Annotated in this window: 19 protein-coding genes and 2 tRNA genes (1 of these 21 cut by a window edge); 15 read left to right on the plus strand and 6 right to left on the minus strand. The window is 66.8% G+C overall.

Going from position 1 to position 19,241, the window contains the following annotated elements; all coding sequences use genetic code 11:
- The first annotated feature begins 195 nt into the window (after window positions 1–195).
- The 10 genes from F3I16_RS17210 (at window position 196) to F3I16_RS17255 (ending at window position 9,799) form a co-directional block, all read left to right on the plus strand.
- Window positions 196–1,155 (plus strand): DUF523 and DUF1722 domain-containing protein, encoded by a 960-nt coding sequence (locus F3I16_RS17210; RefSeq protein ID WP_160494780.1) that lies wholly within the window; start codon window positions 196–198, stop codon window positions 1,153–1,155.
- Window positions 1,155–2,081: a MerR family transcriptional regulator gene (locus tag F3I16_RS17215; RefSeq protein ID WP_160494781.1), complete on the plus strand. Its 927-nt coding sequence runs from the start codon at window positions 1,155–1,157 to the stop codon at window positions 2,079–2,081. The genes F3I16_RS17210 and F3I16_RS17215 overlap by 1 nt, the downstream gene beginning before the upstream one ends.
- Window positions 2,082–2,090: 9 nt before the next feature.
- Window positions 2,091–3,530, plus strand: a complete 1,440-nt coding sequence (gene phrB / locus F3I16_RS17220; protein ID WP_160494782.1) for a deoxyribodipyrimidine photo-lyase — start codon at window positions 2,091–2,093, stop codon at window positions 3,528–3,530.
- Entirely contained in the window at window positions 3,523–3,945 is a 423-nt protein-coding gene (locus F3I16_RS17225) for a nuclear transport factor 2 family protein (RefSeq protein WP_160494783.1), read from the plus strand. The genes phrB and F3I16_RS17225 overlap by 8 nt, the downstream gene beginning before the upstream one ends.
- On the plus strand, window positions 3,942–4,706 hold the full coding sequence (locus F3I16_RS17230; RefSeq protein WP_160494784.1) for an SDR family oxidoreductase: 765 nt from the start codon (window positions 3,942–3,944) through the stop codon (window positions 4,704–4,706). Before F3I16_RS17225 ends, F3I16_RS17230 begins: the two co-directional genes overlap by 4 nt.
- The gene (locus F3I16_RS17235; protein WP_160494785.1) at window positions 4,703–5,950 is read left to right on the plus strand and encodes an NAD(P)/FAD-dependent oxidoreductase; all 1,248 of its coding nucleotides are present in this window, start codon (window positions 4,703–4,705) and stop codon (window positions 5,948–5,950) included. Before F3I16_RS17230 ends, F3I16_RS17235 begins: the two co-directional genes overlap by 4 nt.
- Window positions 5,947–6,747: a DUF1365 domain-containing protein gene (locus F3I16_RS17240; RefSeq protein ID WP_160494786.1), complete on the plus strand. Its 801-nt coding sequence runs from the start codon at window positions 5,947–5,949 to the stop codon at window positions 6,745–6,747. Before F3I16_RS17235 ends, F3I16_RS17240 begins: the two co-directional genes overlap by 4 nt.
- Window positions 6,734–8,008: a cyclopropane-fatty-acyl-phospholipid synthase family protein gene (locus F3I16_RS17245; protein WP_160494787.1), complete on the plus strand. Its 1,275-nt coding sequence runs from the start codon at window positions 6,734–6,736 to the stop codon at window positions 8,006–8,008. Before F3I16_RS17240 ends, F3I16_RS17245 begins: the two co-directional genes overlap by 14 nt.
- Before the next feature lie 117 nt (window positions 8,009–8,125).
- Window positions 8,126–8,650, plus strand: a complete 525-nt coding sequence (locus F3I16_RS17250; protein ID WP_160494788.1) for a DUF2878 domain-containing protein — start codon at window positions 8,126–8,128, stop codon at window positions 8,648–8,650.
- A gap of 840 nt (window positions 8,651–9,490) precedes the next feature.
- Window positions 9,491–9,799 (plus strand): YkgJ family cysteine cluster protein, encoded by a 309-nt coding sequence (locus tag F3I16_RS17255; protein ID WP_160494789.1) that lies wholly within the window; start codon window positions 9,491–9,493, stop codon window positions 9,797–9,799.
- Window positions 9,800–10,003: 204 nt separating this feature from the next.
- On the opposite strand, the gene F3I16_RS17260 is transcribed toward F3I16_RS17255, so the two are convergent.
- From F3I16_RS17260 to hemA, 6 genes are all read right to left on the minus strand, one after another.
- On the minus strand, window positions 10,004–10,516 hold the full coding sequence (locus F3I16_RS17260; protein WP_160078589.1) for an acyloxyacyl hydrolase: 513 nt from the start codon (window positions 10,514–10,516) through the stop codon (window positions 10,004–10,006).
- Window positions 10,517–10,607: 91 nt separating this feature from the next.
- Window positions 10,608–11,423, minus strand: coding sequence for a glutamate racemase (murI, locus tag F3I16_RS17265; protein ID WP_160494790.1), 816 nt, complete (start codon window positions 11,421–11,423; stop codon window positions 10,608–10,610).
- Window positions 11,420–12,181, minus strand: a complete 762-nt coding sequence (locus tag F3I16_RS17270) for a molybdopterin-synthase adenylyltransferase MoeB (RefSeq protein ID WP_160494791.1) — start codon at window positions 12,179–12,181, stop codon at window positions 11,420–11,422. Before F3I16_RS17270 ends, murI begins: the two co-directional genes overlap by 4 nt.
- A complete protein-coding gene (gene prmC, locus F3I16_RS17275; RefSeq protein WP_160494792.1) occupies window positions 12,178–13,008 on the minus strand; it encodes a peptide chain release factor N(5)-glutamine methyltransferase in 831 nt (276 codons plus the stop codon). The genes F3I16_RS17270 and prmC overlap by 4 nt, the downstream gene beginning before the upstream one ends.
- Before the next feature lie 79 nt (window positions 13,009–13,087).
- Entirely contained in the window at window positions 13,088–14,170 is a 1,083-nt protein-coding gene (gene prfA, locus F3I16_RS17280; RefSeq protein ID WP_160494793.1) for a peptide chain release factor 1, read from the minus strand.
- Window positions 14,167–15,435 (minus strand): glutamyl-tRNA reductase, encoded by a 1,269-nt coding sequence (hemA, locus tag F3I16_RS17285; RefSeq protein WP_160494794.1) that lies wholly within the window; start codon window positions 15,433–15,435, stop codon window positions 14,167–14,169. Before hemA ends, prfA begins: the two co-directional genes overlap by 4 nt.
- A 384-nt stretch (window positions 15,436–15,819) precedes the next feature.
- Here hemA and F3I16_RS17290 point away from each other — a divergent pair, with 384 nt between their 5' ends.
- The 5 genes from F3I16_RS17290 to F3I16_RS21100 form a co-directional block, all read left to right on the plus strand.
- The gene (locus F3I16_RS17290) at window positions 15,820–17,550 is read left to right on the plus strand and encodes a tetratricopeptide repeat protein (protein WP_160494795.1); all 1,731 of its coding nucleotides are present in this window, start codon (window positions 15,820–15,822) and stop codon (window positions 17,548–17,550) included.
- 3 nt (window positions 17,551–17,553) lie between these two features.
- A complete protein-coding gene (gene lolB / locus F3I16_RS17295; RefSeq protein WP_160494796.1) occupies window positions 17,554–18,168 on the plus strand; it encodes a lipoprotein insertase outer membrane protein LolB in 615 nt (204 codons plus the stop codon).
- A gap of 10 nt (window positions 18,169–18,178) precedes the next feature.
- Window positions 18,179–19,045 (plus strand): 4-(cytidine 5'-diphospho)-2-C-methyl-D-erythritol kinase, encoded by an 867-nt coding sequence (ispE, locus tag F3I16_RS17300; protein ID WP_160494797.1) that lies wholly within the window; start codon window positions 18,179–18,181, stop codon window positions 19,043–19,045.
- 18 nt (window positions 19,046–19,063) lie between these two features.
- A tRNA-Gln gene (locus F3I16_RS17305) sits at window positions 19,064–19,138 on the plus strand.
- 51 nt (window positions 19,139–19,189) lie between these two features.
- Window positions 19,190–19,241, plus strand: a tRNA-Gln gene (locus tag F3I16_RS21100) (it continues 123 nt past the right edge of the window).

Raw genomic sequence — 19,241 nt, forward strand, 5'->3', positions numbered from 1 at the left:
CTGATCCTGCATCAGCCAGTGCGCGCGCTGCCGTGCGCCCGCAACAAAGTCGCATAAGCCTCATAAGCCTCATAAGCCTCATAAGCCTCACGAAAAGCTGTACAAATTATTTGACTTGTACAACATAAAACCTATGATGAACCCAAGCTGTACAAATAAACCAACTTGTACAATTAATTCATCGAGGGGCCTGATATGTACAACAGCAGCCAGAAGCCCAGAGTCGGCATCAGCGCCTGCCTGCTCGGCAGCGAAGTGCGCTTCAACGGCGGACACAAGGAATCGCAGCTGTGCAGCCAGGTGCTGGCCGAGCATTTCGAGTTCGTCCCGCTGTGCCCCGAGATGGCCATCGGCCTGGGCGTCCCGCGCCAGCCGATCCGCCTGGTCGGCGACCCGCAGGCGCCGCGCGCGGTCGGCAGCCTGCGCGCCGAGCTGGATGTCAGCGAGGCGCTGAGCGACTACGGCCAGCGCATGGCCGAGCAGCACGACGAGCTGTGCGGCTACATCTTCATGCAGAAGTCGCCGTCCTGCGGCCTGGAACGGGTCAAGGTCTACGACGCCAAGGGCCTGCCGCAGAAGGGCGGTGGCCGCGGCCTGTTCGCCGCCGTCTTCTGCGCCCGCCACCCGGACCTGCCGGTGGAGGAAGACGGCCGCCTCAACGACCCGGTACTGCGCGAGAACTTCCTCACCCGGGTATTCGCCTACGCCGAATGGCGCCGCCTGCTGGCCGCCGGCCTGACCCGCAAGGCGATCATCGACTTCCATGCCCGCTACAAATACCAGCTGATGGCCAACAACCCGTTGCAGTACAAGGCCCTCGGCCAGTTGCTGGGCAACCTGGGCGAGCATGATCCGGCAGAGATCGGCCCGCGCTATTTCAGCCAGCTGATGGCCGCGCTGCAGAAGTGCGCCACCCGCGGCACCCACAGCAACGTGCTGCAGCACCTGTCCGGCTACCTCAAGCAGGCCCTGAGCCGCGAGGAACGCGCCGAGATGCAGCAGCTGATCGCCCAGTACCGCAGCGGCATCATCCCGCTGGTGGTGCCGCTGACCCTGCTCAAGCACCATTTCCGCCGCCACCCGCATCACTACATCGCGCGCCAGGCCTACCTGCAGCCGCACCCGGAAAACCTCAGCCTGCGGAACGCCATCTGATGAACGATGGTTTCGACGCCTACCTGGAGGCCATTGACCGCGGCTACCTGCCGATCCGCGAGGTGACCCGCAGCACCGGGGTCAACCCGGTCACCCTGCGCGCCTGGGAACGCCGCTACGGCCTGGTAGTGCCCTATCGCACGCCCAAGGGCCATCGCCTCTACTCGCCGGAACACGTCGCACGGATCCAGGCCATCCTCACCTGGCTGGGCCGTGGTGTTGCAGTCAGCCAGGTCAAGGAGCTGCTCGACAACCGCAGCGCGCCAGCCAGCGACGCCAGCAGCGACTGGCAACGCCAGCGCCAGGCGCTGCTGCAGGCCATCAGCCACCAGGCCGAGCGCCAGCTCGATGAACAGTTCAACCAGGCTCTGTCGCTCTACCCGCCATTGACCCTGTGCGAACTGCTGATCCTGCCGCTGCTGGCTGATCTCGATCAGCGCTGGCAACAAGCGGCGTTGGGCCACCAGTTGGAGCGCGTGTTCTTCCACTCCTGGCTGCGCAGCAAGCTGGGCGCACGCATCTACCACAACAACCGCCAGCAGAGCGGCGCACCGCTGCTGCTGGTCAACCTCTCGGCCCTGCCCATGGAGCCCGGCCTGTGGCTCTGCGCCTGGCTGGCCAGCAGCGCCGACTGCCCGGTGGAAGTGTTCGACTGGCCGCTGCCGAGTGCCGAACTGGCCCTGGCCGTGGAAGCCATCGACCCGCGCGGGCTGTTGCTGTACTCCAGCCAGGCCCTCGACAGCCAGCAGGTGCGCCGCGAGCTGCCGCGCCTGAACAGTGCCTGTGGCGTACCGCTGCTGCTGGCCGGGCCGGCGGCGCAGATCCACGCCGAAGAAATGCACGACCAGTTCGGCCTGCACCTGGTCAACGATCCCCTCGCCGCCCAGCACAGTCTGCAAGTGCTGGGTCTGCTCGGTCCCCAATAAGGAATGCCCATGCGTCAACTGATCTGGCTGCGCAGCGACCTGCGCGTACAGGACAACACCGCCCTGACGGCCGCGATGGCCGCCGGGCCGACCATCGCCCTGTACCTGCTCAGCCCGCAGCAGTGGCTGGAGCATGACGACGCGCCGTGCAAGGTCGACTTCTGGCTGCGCAACCTGCGCGAGCTGTCTGCCGAGCTGGCGACGCTCAATGTGCCGCTGCTGATTCGCTCGGCGCCGCACTGGCGCGATGCCCCCGCCGTACTTGCCGAGCTGTGCCACGAGCGGCGCATCGACTGTGTGCAGGTCAACGAGGAATACGGCATCCACGAAAGCCAGCGCGACCAGGCCGTGGCCGCGCGCCTCGGGCAGCAAGGCGTGCAGTTTCGCCATCACCTCGACCAGTTGCTGTTCCAGCCTGGCAGCGTGCTGACCAAGTCCGGCGGCTACTTCCAGGTCTACAGCCAGTTCCGCAAGGTCTGTTACCAGCGCCTGCACACGGCCCTGCCGGCCCTGCTCGGCACCCCGTCGGCGCAAGCGCCGCTGGATATCACCAGCGACGCCGTGCCGAGCGCGGTCGAGGGTTTTGCCAGCCCCAGCGACAGCCTGCGCCAGCTCTGGCCGGCCGGTGCAGCCGCGGCCAGCGAACGCCTGGCGCGCTTTGCCGACGAACAGCTCGACGCCTACCACAACCAGCGCGACTTCCCCGCCCTGCCCGGCACCAGCCAGCTGGCCGCCTACCTGGCCGCCGGCGTGCTGTCGCCGCGCCAGTGCCTGCATGCCGCGCTGCGCCACAATCACGGCGAGTTCGACAGCGGCAGCCAGGGCGTCATCACCTGGATCAACGAACTGCTCTGGCGCGAGTTCTACAAGCACATCCTGGTCGGCTACCCGCGCGTCAGCCGCCATCGCGCCTTCCGCCCGGAAACCGAAGCGCTTCCCTGGCGCCACGCACCGGACGAGCTGGCCGCCTGGCAGGAGGGCCGCACCGGCATCCCGATCATCGACGCGGCCATGCGCCAGCTGCTGGCCACCGGCTGGATGCACAACCGCCTGCGCATGGTGGTGGCGATGTTCCTGACCAAGAACCTGCTGATCGACTGGCGCGAGGGTGAGCGCTTCTTCATGCGCCACCTGATCGACGGCGACCTGGCCGCCAACAACGGCGGCTGGCAGTGGAGCTCGTCCACCGGCACTGACTCGGTGCCCTACTTCCGCATCTTCAACCCGCTCAGCCAGTCGCAGAAATTCGATCCGGACGGGCGCTTCATCCGCCACTGGGTGCCGGAGCTGGTCGGCCTGAACAAGCGCGACATCCACAACCCGGCGGCCATGGGCGGGCTGTTCGGCCTGGCCGACTACCCACGGCCGATCGTCGACCTGGCCCGCTCGCGCGAGCGTGCCCTGGCCGCCTTCAAGAACCTGCCGCAGCTGGAGGCCGCCCATGGCTGACTTCCTCCGCCAGTTCGCCGAACGCTTCGCCGGCCTGGATGCCAGCAACCTCGACCGCCTGCGCGAGCTGTACAGCGACGACATCCTGTTCCGCGACCCGCTGCACGAGGTACGCGGCCTGCCGGCGGTACGCGGCTACTTCGGCGAGCTGTACGCCAACGTCAGCGAGCTGCGCTTCGACTTCTATGGCTTCGACCAGAGCGCCGAGGGCGAAGGCTACCTGCGCTGGACCATGAGCTATCGCCATCCGCGCCTGCGTGGCGGCGAACTGATCCGCGTCGAAGGCTGTTCGCACCTGCGCTGGCGCGACAAGGTCTACCAGCATCGCGATTACTTCGATGCCGGCGCCCTGCTCTATGAACACCTGCCGATCCTCGGCCGGGTGATTGCGTGGCTGAAAGGGAGACTGGCATGAAGCGTATCTGGCTGACCGGCGCCAGCAGCGGGATCGGCGCTGCCCTGGCGGAAATCCTCCTGCACCAGGGCCATCACCTGGCCGTCAGTGCGCGCAATGCCGGCGCCCTGCATGCCCTCGCCGAACGCTTCCCGCAGCAAGTGCTGCTGGCGCCCGGCGACCTCAGCGATGCCGAACAGGTCATGGCCATCGGCGAGCGCATCCGCGAGCACTGGGGCGTGCTCGACACGGTGATCCTCAATGCCGGCACCTGCGAGTACGTGGACACCCACCATTTCGAGGCGGCGATGATCGAACGGGTGATGCGCGCCAACCTGTTCTCCGCCAGCTATTGCATCGAAGCCGCCCTGCCGCTGCTACGGCAGAGCGCCCAGCCGCACCTGGTTGGCGTCGGCAGCTCGGTGACCTACCTGCCGCTGCCGCGCGCAGAAGCCTACGGCGCGTCGAAGGCGGCCATGCGCTACCTGTTCGAGACCCTGCGCATCGACCTGGCCGCCGAGGGCATCGCCGTCACCCTGGTCAGCCCGGGCTTCGTCGACACCCCGCTGACGCAGAAAAACGACTTCCCCATGCCGATGCGCTGGCCGGTCGAGAAAGCCGCCCGGCACATCGTCGAGCGCCTGGACAAGCGGCCCTACGAAATCGCCTTCCCCGGCCCGTTTATCGCCACATTGAAACTGCTGGGTCACCTGCCCAAGGGCCTGCAACTGGCCATCGGCAAGCGCATGGCACGTACCTCCAACGCGGAATCCAATGCATGAAAATTGCCATCATCGGCAGCGGTATCGCCGGTCTGACCAGTGCCTACCTGCTCAATCGCCAGCACGACATCTGTGTGTTCGAGGCCAGCGACTGGGTCGGCGGCCACACCCACACCGTCGACGTCCAGGTCGACGGGCGTGACTACGCCATCGACACCGGTTTCATCGTGTTCAACGACTGGACCTACCCCAACTTCATCAAGCTGCTCGGCCAGCTCGGCGTCGCCTCGCAGCCCACCGAAATGAGCTTCTCGGTGCATGACCCAGCGACCGGCAGCGAGTACAACGGCAACACCCTCAACAGCCTGTTCGCCCAGCGCAGCAACCTGTTGTCGCCGCGCTTCTGGGGCATGATCAGCGACATCCTGCGCTTCAACAAGGAAGCCCTCGGCGACCTCGCCGAACAGCGCATCGCCGCCGACACCACCCTCGGCACCTACCTGCAGCAGCGCGGCTACGGCCAGCGCTTCATCGACCATTACATCGTGCCGATGGGCGCGGCGATCTGGTCCATGTCGCTGGCCGACATGCTCGGTTTCCCGTTGCAGTTCTTCGTGCGCTTCTTCAAGAACCACGGCCTGCTGTCGGTCAGCAACCGTCCGCAGTGGCACGTGGTCAGCGGCGGCTCGCGCAGCTATGTGGCGCCGCTGAGCGCCAGCTTTGCCGAGAAGATCCGCCTGAACTGCCCGGTGCAACGCGTCGAGCGCGATGCCGAGGGCGTTACCGTACACAGCGCCTTTGGTGCCGAACGTTTCGACCAGGTGGTGTTCGCCTGCCACAGCGACCAGGCCCTGGCCCTGCTGGCCGAGCCGAGCCAGACCGAACGGGAGATCCTCGGTGACCTGCGCTACGCCGACAACGACGTGGTGCTGCACACCGATACCCGCCTGCTGCCCGACCGCCCGCTGGCCTGGGCCAGCTGGAACTACCGCCTGGGTGGCCCGGCAGAACAACCTGCCGCCGTCACCTACAACATGAACATCCTGCAGGGCATCCAGGCGCCGCACACCTTCTGCGTCAGCCTCAACCAGACCGCCGCCATCGACCCGGCGAAGATCCTCGGCCGCTACCGCTACGCCCATCCGCAGTACAGCCTGGCCGGCATCGCCGCGCAGGCACGCTGGAGCGAGATCAGCGGCGTGCAGCACAGCCACTTCTGCGGCGCCTACTGGGCCAACGGCTTCCATGAAGACGGCGTGGTCAGTGCCCTGCGCGTCGCCGAAGCCTTCGGGGAGCGCCTGTGAACAGCGCCCTGTACAGCGGCTGGGTCGGCCACCGGCGCTTCCTGCCGCGTGGCCACGACTTCCGCTATCGCATGGGCATGTTGTTTCTCGACCTCGACGAACAGGACGCCGTGCTGGCCCTGTCACCCCTGGCCGGGCGCGGGCGCTTCGCCCCGTTCGCCTTCCGCGAAACCGACTACCTGCCACAGTTCACCCGCCAGGGCATGCGCCTGATCGACGCGGTGCGCCAGCGCATCGGCGAGGCCCTCGGCCGCGTGCCGGACGGACGCGTGTGCCTGCTGACCCAGCCGCGTAGCTGGGGCCTGGCCTTCAACCCGGCGAGTTTCTACTACTGCTACGAAGCCGACGGGCGCCTGGCGGCGATCCTCTGCGAGGTCAGCAACACGCCCTGGCGCGAGCGCTATCACTACGTGCTGCCGGCCGGCGGTGAAGGGGTTCAACACTTCGCCGTGGCCAAGGCCTTCCACGTTTCGCCGTTCCTGCCGCGCGAGCTGGAATACCGCATGCGCTTCAACCTGCCGGACGAGCGCCTGAGCATCCAGATGGAAGACTGGCAGGGCGAGGAGCGCCTGTTCGTCGCCAGCCTCGGCCTGCAGCGCCAGGCCCTCAGCCGCGCCAGCCTGCACCGCCACCTGCTGAGTTTTCCCTGGATGACCGGCAAAACCGTGCTCGGCATCTACTGGCAGGCCCTGCGCCTGCTGCTCAAACGCCTGCCGATATTTTCCCATCAAGCCGCGCAAGGTGAATACCGCGTAGCCAGCCCCTCTGATCAGGAGCCTCGCCATGAAAAGCCCTAGCCTGACCTCTGCAAAATCCAGCGTGCGTGCCGGCAGCGGCCTGGGCGCCAGCCTGCTGCGCAGCGCGGTACTGCGCCAGCTCGGCCAGTTGCGCCATGGCCAACTGGCCGTCTTCGAAAACGGCGAGCGCCTGCTGTTCGGCCAGGCCGGCTCACCGCTGCATGCGGAGATCCACGTGCACGACCCGGCCGTGTGGGGCCTGGTCGCCGGCAACGGTTCGATCGGTTCCGGCGAGGCCTATATCCACGGCTACTGGAGCACCCCGGACCTGACCGCGGTGATCCGCGTGTTCGTCAGCAACCTCGATGTGCTGGATGCCATGGAAGGCGGCCTGGCCCGCCTCGGTCGTCCGCTGATCCAGGGCCTGCACTGGCTCAACCGCAACACCCGCAAGGGCTCGCAGAAGAACATCGCCGCCCACTACGACCTCGGCAACGCGCTGTTCGAGCAGTTCCTCGACCCGACCATGATGTACTCGGCGGCGATGTTCGAGGGTGAAGACGACAGCCTGGAACAGGCGCAGTTGAACAAGCTCGAACGCATCTGCCAGAAGCTGCAGCTCAAGCCCGGCGACCACCTGCTGGAGATCGGCACCGGCTGGGGCAGCATGGCCATCTATGCGGCCAGCCACTACGGCTGCAAGGTCACCACCACGACCCTGTCGAAGGAGCAGTTCGCCTACACCCAGCGGCGCATCGAGGAACAGGGCCTGCAGGAGCGCGTCACCCTGCTGCTGGAGGACTACCGCGACCTGACCGGCCAGTACGACAAGCTGGTGTCGATCGAGATGATCGAGGCGGTCGGCCATCGCTTCCTGCCCACCTACTTCAAACAGTGCGCGCGCCTGCTCAAGGACGACGGGCTGATGCTGCTGCAGGCCATCACCATCCGCGACCAGCGCTACGAGCAGGCCAAGCGTTCGGTGGACTTCATCCAGCGCTACATCTTCCCCGGCGGCGCGCTGCCCTCGGTGCACAAGATGCTGGAAATCATCAACCGCGAGACCGACATGAACCTGCACCACATGGAGGACTTCGGCCTGCACTACGCCAAGACCCTGCGCCTGTGGCACGACAACCTGCGCCACGCCCGCCCGGCCCTGGAGCAGCTGGGCTACGACGATTATTTCTATCGTCTGTGGGAGTTCTACCTGTGCTATTGCGAAGGCGGCTTCCTCGAACGCACCATCGGCACCGCGCAATTGCTGCTGGCCAAGGAGAAAGCCGTGCCGGCGCCGCTGCTCGGCCGTTTCAACGCCTGAGCCTGATCCGTAGGGTGCGCCGCGCGCACCGACAGCCTTGCACTGGCGCCCCTGGTGCGCGCGGCGCACCCTACGGCCTATCGTTTCGACACTAACCACCTTGCCCAAGGTCTGCCCATGCCGCTGTCACCGCCCCGCTCGCTGCTGCTGCTGAATGCCACGCTGTTCCAGATCGGCTGGTTCGCCTGCGTGTTCGGTGCACAACGCCCCTGGCTGCTGCTGGTCGCCCTGGCGTGCCTGGCGGCGCATTTCCTCTGGATTGCCAGCTGGCGCCAGGAAGGCCGCCTGGTCGCCAGCGTGATGCTGTTCGGCGCGGCGCTGGACAGTTTCCTGCTCAACCTGGGGGTCTTCGACTTCGCCGGTGACAGCCTGCTGCTCCCCGCCTGGCTGGCGCTGCTGTGGGCGCTGTTCGCCACCACGCTCAATCACAGCCTGGCCTGGACGGCCCGCCCCTGGTGGCTGGGCAGCCTGCTCGGCGCGGTGGCCGGGCCGTTGTCCTATCTGGGCGGCGCAAAACTGGCGGGCGTGGGCATGCCGCTGGGATTGTGGCCGACCCTGCTGTTGCTGGCGGGGATCTGGGCGGGAGTGATGGTGGTGGTGAATGGGTTTGCGGGGATGTATCGAGCCAAAGCTTCACATTGAAGCAAAAATCCGAGATGCGCTCAGCCACAGGTTTCGCCCTACCGGTTGCCTCACTTCGCTACGCTCGGCCTTCTTACGAGGAGTCTGTGCATTTCATCGGTATGCCCCGCCGTGGGGGGGCGCTAGCAGTGCACTTTTATCGCAGCGCTTTCCTCGGCTTTGAACTACAGATTTCGCCTCTCACGGCGAGTCACTTTCTCTTTGCGCGCGCAAAGAGAAAGTAACCAAAGAGAAAGCGCGCCCGACATCCGGGTTTCGCTACGCGAAACTCCCCTCCCTCCGGTGCCGCTCCGGGGGCCGGCTTACAAGGGCCATCCCTGGCCCTTTAAGCCTCTCGCCGAATCCATGCGGCTCGTCCCCCTACGCAACACCTACGCTCGGCCTCCTGACGGGGAGTCTGCGCGCATGAGGCTTTCGAGTTACGAGAGGATGCGTGTTGTCGGCTTTTGCTCGCGTCCTCCCCTGGATTGATACGAGCCTTCAGGCAACTCCAAGCGCCCCCTTTCAGGAGGCCGAACGCAATCATCGTGCAAGGGGTTGAGCGACATGGATGTCGCGAGAGCCGCGATGGGCCAGGGATGGCCCTTCGCGGCGGGCCCCTGGAACGATGATGGAGTGAGGGAAGTCGAGCGCAGCGAGACCCGGATGCAGGGGGCAAGCGTTTTTGGTTACTTTTGCCGCGTTTGGCAAAAGTGACTCGCCGTGAGAGGCGAAACCTGTAGTTCAAAGCCGAGGAAAGTGCTGCGTCCGATCGCAAAGCCTGACGCCCCAGCACTATCCCAGCACCACGTCGGTCGGCCAGGCGAGCCATCTATCCCGGCCTGCCGTAAACTCCACGGCATGAGTCAGATCCCCCTCACCCAACTCCCCAACGAACCCAGCGTCAGCTGCTCCAACTGCGCCGCCTGCTGCTGCCAGCTGGAGGTCATGCTGATCACCGATACCGGCGTGCCGCAGCGTTTCATCGACACCGACGACTGGGGCGGCGAAGTCATGCGCCGTCTGGACGATGGCTGGTGCGCGGCGCTGGATCGCGACAGCATGCGCTGCACCATCTACGAACTGCGCCCGCTGATCTGCCGCGAGTTCGAAACGGGCTCCCCCGAGTGCATCGACGAGCGCCGCGGGATGGGCGCGATCTACCGCTAGCCCCGATGTGCGCCCATAAAAAACCGGGCCATCGGCCCGGTTTGTTCATGCCCGCCAGCCGTTAGAACCTGCTTACGATCTCGCGAGCTAGAGCCAGACAAGGCAAAACTGGCCGAGGGAGCGGAGTTTACGAGCTGTAAATGAGCATCCCGAGGCCAGTTATAACGCGGTATGGCCGACGCGCAGCAGATCGTAAACAGGTTCTTAGAAGCTCAGGCGGTAATGCAGGGTGTAGGTCTCCACGCCATCGTTCGGCTCCTTGATGCCGCCATTGGAGTAGTGCATCGCACGGATGCCGATCTCCTGGCCGGAGAAGCGCAGGCCGGCGCCCAGGCGGTCCTCGAACTGGAAGGAGGAGCCGAGATCGTGCTCTTCCAGCTCGGTGCTGTCGAAGAAGGCCACGCCGATGCCGGCTTCGAGGTAGGGCTTGACCGTTTCGCCGGCGAACTCGTAGACGAACACCGGGGTGAACGACAGGCTGTGGTTGCTGGCCGCCTTGTCACCGTCCCAGTAGGTATAACCGGCATCCCAGTAGCCGGTCAGGCGACCGACGTCGCTCTGCATCCAGCTGCGGTCCCAGTTCCACTGGGCGCCCAGGCGATAGACATTGGTGGACTCGCCGCTGCGCCCAACGGCGGCGCTGAAATCGACCGCCTGCGCAGCCAAGCTGCTCAGGCCAAGGGCTGCAGCGGCAGCCAGGGTGAGGATCTTGTTCATACAAACGTCCTGTATCCAAGAATGATGGGGCTGAACCACGCTCATTCAGAAGTATAGAAACAGCTGTTATCAGTGGAAGGCGGCTTAAGTATTAATACTCAGCCTTGCCTGCCTCTGGCAACGCCTGCACGCTCAGCGCCTCGCCCCACAGTACCGGCAGCACCCGCTGCAACTGCTGCGGGTCGCCACTGGACCACAGGCGGGTCGGCAGGGCACGGCCCGGCTCGGCGCGCAGCTGACGCTGGTCGAGCAATTGTTGCAGGCGCCGTGCCACCGCCGCGCCGGTATCCACCAGGCTTACGCCCTCGCCCACCAGCTCGCGCAGCAGCGGCTTGATGAACGGATAGTGGGTGCAGCCGAGAATCAGGGTGTCGCAGCCTTCGGCCAGCAGCGGCTCGACCCAGCCGCGCAGCAGCTCGCGGGTGCGCGGGCCGTTCAGCTCGCCGGCCTCGATCTGCTCGACCAGGCCTGGGCAGGGCTGGGTGATCACCCGTACATCATGGGCGAAACGGTCGAGCAAGGCGGCGAACTTGGCGCTCTTCAGGGTGCCGGTAGTGGCCAGCACGCCGACCACGCCGCTGCGGGTGGCGGCCGCCGCCGGCTTGACCGCTGGTTCCATGCCGACGATGGGCAACTGCGGATAACGTTCGCGCAGCTCGGCCACTGCCGCCGCCGTGGCGGTGTTGCAGGCCAGCACCAGGGCCTTGGCGCCCTGGGCGAGGAGGAATTCGGCAATGCGCTGACTTCTCTCGCGAATAAACTCGGCACTCTTCTCGCCATAGGGCACATGGCCGCTGTCGGCCACATACAGCAGCGACTCGTCCGGCAGGCGCGCTCGGATCTCGCGCAGCACCGATAGGCCGCCGACGCCGGAGTCGAATACGCCGACCGCCGCGTTGCTGCTCACGGCCGCCCGCCACACACGCTGCAGGCCGGGTCGCGCTTGATGCGCAGCTCGCGAAAGCGCGAGTCGAGGGCATCCACCAGCAACAGCCGGCCGACCAGCGGCTCGCCGAAGCCGGCCAGCAGCTTGAGCGCCTCCAGCGCCTGCAGGCTGCCAACCAGGCCGACCAGCGGGCCGACCACGCCGGCCTCGCTGCAGGTCAGCGCGCTCTCGTCGCCATGGCCGAACAGGCAGTGGTAGCAGGGGCTGTCCGGGCGGCGCGGGTCGAACACGGCGAGCTGGCCCTGCAGGCGGATCGCCGCGCCACTGACCAGCGGCTTGCCGGCGGCCACGCAGGCGGCATTCACCGCCTCGCGGGTGGTGAAGTTGTCCGAGCAATCCAGCACCAGGTCGACCGCGCTCACGGCGGCGGCCAGGGAGTCGGCGTCCAGGGCAGAGCGATGGGCCAGCAGGCGGATCTGCGGATTGAGCGCCGCCAGCCGACTGATCGCCGAATCGACCTTGCTCACGCCGATCTGGCTGCCGTCATGGATGATCTGCCGCTGCAGGTTGGTCAGGTCGACCGTGTCGAAGTCGGCCAGGTGCAGCTCGCCCACCCCCGCCGCGGCCAGGTACAGCGCCACCGGCGAGCCGAGGCCACCGAGGCCGACGATCAGCGCGCGGCTGCCCTTGAGGCGCAGCTGCCCGGCGATATCGATCTGCGGCAGGAGGATCTGCCGGCTGTAGCGCAGCAGTTCGTCGTCGTTCAGTTCCACACTCATGTGCCCAGGCTCCCCAGGGAAATCCGTTCATGCCCGCCCAGATCGCGGCGGCTGTGCACCCGCGCGAAGCCGGCGGCGGCCAGCAACTCGCGCACCGCCGCGGCCTGGTCATAGCCGTGTTCCAGCAGCAGCCAGCCGCCCGGTTCGAGATGCCGCGGCGCCTGGGCGATGATCTGGCGAATGTCGTCGAGGCCGTCGACGCCGGCGACCAGGGCGCTGGCCGGCTCGAAGCGCACATCGCCCTCGCCCAGGTGACGGTCATCGGCGGCTATATAAGGTGGGTTGCTGACGATCAGCCCATAGCGCTCGCCGGCCAGGGCACTGAACCACTGGCTCGGGCGGAATTCGGCATTGTTCAGCTTGAGGCGCTGGCGATTGCGCTCGGCCAGCGCCACCGCCTCGGCCACCCGGTCCACCCCGGTGACCCGCCAACCCGGCCGCTCGCTGGCCAGGGCCAGGGCGATGGCGCCGGTGCCGGTGCCCAGGTCGAGGGCGCGCAGCGGCGTGGCCGGCAGCAGTTCGAGGGCGGTCTCCACCAGCAGTTCGGTGTCGGGACGGGGGATCAGGGTGTGCGGCGCCACCTCCAGCTCCAGGCTCCAGAAGCCCTGCTGGCCGAGGATATAGGCCACCGGCTCGCCGCCGCGGCGGCGCTGCAACATGGCGGCAAAGGCATCCTGCTGCTCGGCAGCCGGCTCGCGCTCGGGCCAGGTGCGCAGGTAGCTGCGCGGCTTGCCCAGGGCGAATGCCAGCAGCAGTTCGGCGTCCAGGCGAGCGCTGGGCGAGTCGGGCAGGTCGGGGTGGTTCAGCAACTGCTCGATGGTGGCCATCGGTGGTTCCCGCTGGTGCGCGCGGCGCACCCTACGTGGCACGGGCCGGCGGCTGGGCCGCCACGGCCGGCACCCAGATTCAATCGCCCAGGGCGGCCAGCTGGTCGGCCTGGAATTCCTGCAGCAGCGGCTCGATCACCGCTTCCACGCCACCGGCCAGTACGTCGTCGAGGGCGTAGAGGGTCAGGTTGATGCGGTGATCGGTGACCCGCCCCTGGGGGAAGTTGTAGGTGCGGATGCGCTCGGAGCGGTCGCCGGAGCCGACCAGCAGCTTGCGCGTCTCGGAGATTTCCTTGTGCGCGGCGGCGTCCTGCTGGTCCTGCAGCTTGGCCGCCAGCCAGGCCAGGGCGCGGGCGCGGTTCTTGTGCTGCGAGCGCTCTTCCTGGCACTCGACCACCATGCCGGTGGGCAGGTGGGTGATACGCACGGCCGAGTCGGTCTTGTTGATGTGCTGGCCGCCGGCCCCGGAAGCGCGGTAGGTGTCGACACGCAGGTCGGCCGGGTTGATCTCGATCGCCGCCTGTTCGTCCGGCTCGGGCAACATGGCCACGGTGCAGGCCGAGGTGTGGATGCGGCCCTGGGATTCGGTTTCCGGCACGCGCTGCACGCGGTGGGCACCGGACTCGAACTTGAGCTTGGCGTAGACGTTGTCGCCCTCGACGCGGGCGATCACTTCCTTATAGCCACCGTGTTCGCCCGGGTTCTCCGAGAGGATCTCGACGCGCCAGCCCTGGCGCTCGGCATAGCGCGAATACATGCGGAACAGGTCGCCGGAAAAGATCGCCGCCTCGTCGCCGCCGGTGCCGGCGCGGATTTCGAGGAACACGTTGCGCCCGTCCTTCGGGTCCTTCGGCAGCAGCATGCGCTGCAGGCGGCCCTCCAGCTCTTCCAGCTGCGCGCGGGCGCTGGCGACTTCTTCCTCGGCCATTTCGCGCAGGTCCGGGTCGCTGTCCTTGAGCAGCGCCTGGGCGCCTTCGAGATCGCCCTGCACCTTGCAGAACGCGCGGTAGGCGAGGATCACCGGCTCGACCTCGGCGTATTCCTTGGAATAGGCGCGGAACTGGGTCTGGTTGCTGATTACCTCGCCATCGCCGAGCAGCGCGGTGAGTTCCTCGTAGCGGTCCTGGAGGATGTCCAGCTTGTTCAACAGTGACGCTTTCATGATTTCGGCTCGCCCTCGTCGAGGGCAAAAAGTTCCTGGGCCACGGCCAGCGCATCGAGGCGGCCGTCGGCGGAGATTTTCTTCAGCTGCACGCTGGGCGCATGCAGCAGCTTGTTGGTCAGGCCGCGGGCCAGCTGGGCCAGCACCTCGTCGGCCGGGGCGCCATTGCTCAGCAGGCGCTGGGCCTTGGCCAGCTCGTCGTCGCGCAGGCGCTCGGCCTGCTGGCGGTAGGCCTTGAGCACATCCACCGCGGCCAGCGCGCGCAGGCGCTGCATGAAGTCGGCGGCACCGGCGCTGACCAGCTCCTCGGCGGCCTGGGCGGCGCCCTGGCGGCTCTTGAGGTTTTCCTCGATGACTTCGTGCAGGTCGTCGACGGTATACAGGTAGACGTCGTCCAGCTCGCCGACTTCCGGCTCGATGTCGCGCGGCACGGCGATGTCGACCATGAAGATCGGCTTGTGCCGGCGCTTCTTCAGTGCCCGCTCCACCGCGCCCTTGCCGAGGATCGGCAGCTGGCTGGCGGTGGAACTGATGACGATGTCGCTGTTGATCAGCTCGTCGGGAATATCGGCCAACAGGATGGCATGCGCGCCGAACTGCTCGGCCAGCGAGCTGGCGCGCTCCAGGGTGCGGTTGGCGACGACGATGCGCTTGATGCCCTGGTCGTGCAGGTGGCGGGCGACCAGGCTGATGGTCTCGCCGGCGCCGATCAGCAGGGCCTGGCTGCGGTGCAGGTCGGCGAAGATCTGCTTGGCCAGGCTGACCGCGGCGAAGGCCACGGACACCGGGTTCTCGCCGATGGCGGTGTCGGTGCGCACGGTCTTGGCGGTGCTGAAGGTGGCCTGGAACAGGCGGCCGAGCAGCGGGCCGACGGTGCCGGCCTCGCGCGCCACGGCATAGGCGGACTTCATCTGGCCAAGGATCTGCGGCTCGCCGAGAACCATGGAATCCAGCCCGGAAGCGACACGCATCATGTGCCGCACCGCCTCGTTGTCCTGGTGCACATAGGCACAGGCGCGCAGCTCGGCGAGGTTCAGCTGGTGATAGTCGGCCAGCCACTGCAGCACTTCGTCGGCCGACAGCTGCTCCTGCTCCAGGTACAGCTCGCTGCGGTTGCAGGTGGAGAGGATCGCCGCCTCCCGGCTGAGGGTGGCGTGACACAGCTGTTGCAAGGCCTCGACCAGCTGCTCGGGGGTGAAGGCCACGCGCTCGCGGACGTCCACCGAGGCGGTCTTGTGGTTGATGCCGAGGGCAATGAAGGCCATGCAGGGTCGCTAATGGATAGGGGAAGCGCGCAATTGTCCTACGTCACCGGGGCGAGAACAACTGTCGCAGGTCATTGCCCCCATCGCCCTAGAACCTGCCTCGGCTCTCTTGATCGTCGGCCATGCAGTGTTGAAATCGGGCTCGGACTGCTCATTTACACCTCGTAAACTCCGCGCCCTCGCCCAATTGATTCGCTGGCGCTCACCCTTCGGGCCAGCCTGCGGCTGTTACTCCTGGTGGTCGTTACGCCTTGCCTGGCTCTGGCTCAAAAGAGCCTAAACAGATTCTTAGCGCCCAGCGCTTCGCGGAACCGACATGGCCCATTGGGCTTGCCAGAGCGCTTGTGTCATGATGCCGACACCGCAGGTTAGTCGCCCTTTCCCATGAATAAATCCTTAGCGTTGCTGACCGCCCTGATGTTTGTCGGCGGCTGCCAGACCCTCGCCCCTTCCGCTCCCGATGGCGCTCCGCCGGTCGAAGACGCGGCGGCCAGCCCGGCCCCGGAAAAGCCCAAGGCGTATGCCTCGTTCAACGAGGAAACCCTGTATTCGCTGCTCGCCGCCGAACTGGCCGGGCAGCGCAACCGCTTCGACATCGCCCTCGGCAACTATGTACAGCAGGCCAATGCGACCCAGGACCCCGGCGTTGCAGAGCGCGCCTTCCGCATCGCCGAATACCTCGGCGCCGAGCAGGCGGCCCTGGATAGCGCGCTGATCTGGGCCAAGAACGCCCCGGACAACCTCGACGCCCAGCGCGCCGCCGCCGTGCAGCTGGCCCGCGGCGGGCGCTATGACGAATCCATGCAGTATATGGAGAAGGTCCTGCAGGCCCAGGGCGACACCCACTTCGACTTCCTCGCCCTGTCCGCCGCGGAAACCGACCCGGACACCCGCAGCGGCCTGCTGCAGAGCTTCGACCGCCTGCTGCAGAAGCACCCGGAGAACGGCCAGCTGCTGTTCGGCAAGGCCCTGCTGCTGCACCAGGACGGCCGCCCGCAGGAAGCCCTGGAGCTGCTTGAGGCCCACGCCGCCAGCGAAACGCAAGTGCCGCCCCTGCTGCTGCGCGCGCGCCTGCTGCAAGGTTTGCAGCGCGGCGAAGAGGCCATTCCGCTGCTGGAAAAAGGCATCGAGCAGCACCCCGACGACAAGCGCCTGCGCCTGGCCTACGCCCGCCAGCTGGTCGAGCTGGGCCGCCTGGAAGAAGCCAAGTCCGAGTTCGCCGGCCTGCTCCAGCAGTTCCCGGACGACGACGACCTGCGCTACTCCCTGACCCTGGTCTGCCTCGAAGCCGAAGCCTGGGACGAGGCAGCCATCTACCTGGAAGAGCTGGTCGCCCGCGGCAGCCATGCCGACGCCGCCCACTTCAACCTGGGCCGCATCTACGAGCGCAATGACGACCCGGAAAGCGCCCTGATCGAATACGGCCTGGTCGGCCCGGGCGACGACTACCTCGCCGCCCAGTCCCGGCAGAGCGAGATCCTGCTCGACAGCCAGCGCGCCGACGAAGCCGCCAGCCGCCTGGCCCGGGCCCGCGAAAGCCAGCCCGACTACGCCATCCAGCTGTACCTGATCGAATCCGAGGCCCTGGCCGACCGCGGCCAGCTGGAAAAGGCCTGGCAACTGATCCAGCAGGCGCTGCAGCAGTTCCCCGGCGACACCAACCTGATCTACACCCGCGCCATGCTCGCCGAGAAACGCGGCGACCTGCCCGGCCTGGAGAAGGACCTGCGCAGCATCATCGAGCGCGAGCCGGACAACGCCACCGCCCTGAACGCCCTCGGCTACACCCTGGCCGACCGCACCACGCGCTACGCCGAGGCCAAGGCGCTGATCGAGAAGGCCCACCAGCTCAACCCGGACGACCCGGCCACCCTCGACAGCCTGGGCTGGGTCAACTTCCGCCTGGGCAACCTGGAGGAAGCCGAGTGCTACCTGCGCCTGGCCCTGGAGAAATACCCGGACCACGAAGTGGCCGCCCACCTGGGCGAAGTCCTCTGGGCCCGGGGCAAGCAGCGCGAGGCCCGCAAGGTCTGGGGCGCCGCCCTCAAGGCCCAGCCCGACAGCGCCATCCTGCGCAGCACCCTGCTGCGCCTCACCGGCTCCGAGACCCTCTGATCCATGCTCCGTCAGTTCATCGCCATCGCCCTGCTCGCCCTGCTCGGCGGCTGCACCAGCTTCACCAGCCGCGAAGCCATCGAAGGCCAGGGCAATGCCGCCCAGTGGAAGGCCCACAAGACCCAGATCAGCGCCCTGGATGCCTGGCAGATCAACGGCAAGGTCGGCATCCGCGCGCCCAAGGACTCCGGCAGCGGCACGCTGTTCTGGCTGCAGCGCCAGGACTACTACGACATCCGCCTGTCCGGCCCGCTCGGCCGCGGCGCCGCGCGCCTGACCGGCCGCCCCGGGGCGATCCTGCTGGAAGTGGCCAACCAGGGCCGCTACGAAGCCGAATCGCCGGAAGCCCTGCTGGAAGAACAGCTCGGCTGGCGCCTGCCGGTCTCCCACCTGCTGTGGTGGGTACGCGGCCTGCCCGCTCCGGACAGCAGGAGCCGGGTGACCCTCGACGCCAACAGCCAGCTGGCCCGCCTGGAACAGGATGGCTGGCAGGTGGAGTACCTGAGCTACGCCGAACAGAACGGCTACAGCCTACCCCAGCGCATCAAGCTGCACGGCGAAAACCTCGACGTGACCCTGGTGATCAAGGACTGGCAACCGCGCCAGCTCGGCCAGTAAGGCCACCGCCATGCATGACGCACAATTGATCCTGCCGGCCCCGGCCAAGCTCAACCTGATGCTGCACATCCTCGGGCGCCGCGCCGACGGCTATCACGAGCTGCAGACCCTGTTCCAGTTCATCGACCACGGCGACCTGCTGGGTTTCGCCCCGCGCAGCGATGGCGAGATCCGCCTGCACAGCGAGATTCCCGGCGTGCCCCACGACAGCAACCTGATCGTGCGCGCCGCGCGCCAGCTGCAACAGCAAGCCGGCTGCTCGCTGGGTGCCGATATCTGGCTGGACAAACGCCTGCCCATGGGCGGCGGCATCGGCGGTGGCAGCTCGGATGCGGCAACCACCCTGCTCGGCCTCAACCACCTGTGGCGGCTGGGCTGGGACGAGGAGCGCCTGGCCGCCCTGGGCCTGGGCCTGGGCGCCGACGTGCCGGTGTTCGTGCGCGGCCGCGCGGCCTTTGCCGAAGGCGTCGGCGAGCGCCTGCAGCCGGTCACGCTTCCCGAACCCTGGTACCTGGTGGCCGTGCCGCAAGTCAGCATCAGCACCGCCGAAGTTTTTGCCGACCCCGAGTTGACACGGAATACCCCGGCCATTACAGTTCGCAGCCTTCCCGCGGGGGGTGGTCATAACGACTGCCAACCGGTTGTCGAGAAGCGCTACCCAGAAGTGCGTAACGCTTTGAACTTGCTGAACAATTTTGTTCACGCCAGGATGACCGGGACCGGAGCTTGTGTATTTGGGAGCTTCCCAAATCGGGCCGATGCTGATAAAGTCTCGCGCCAACTTCCGGCCACCCTGCCAAGTTTCGTCGCGCGTGGTTGCAATCGGTCTCCGGCTCATCTGCAGCTCGAAAAACTAGCAACGGAAGGGAATGCCTAGCATTCGGTTATACGATACAGGGGCGTCGCCAAGCGGTAAGGCAGCAGGTTTTGATCCTGCCATGCGTTGGTTCGAATCCAGCCGCCCCTGCCATAACCTCCCAGAGGTTTCGTGAACCGGATCGTGCATTAGCGTCAACTCTACAGGGGCGTCGCCAAGCGGTAAGGCAGCAGGTTTTGATCCTGCCATGCGTTGG

Source organism: Pseudomonas sp. L-22-4S-12 (assembly GCF_009799935.1).
GTDB lineage: Bacteria > Pseudomonadota > Gammaproteobacteria > Pseudomonadales > Pseudomonadaceae > Aquipseudomonas.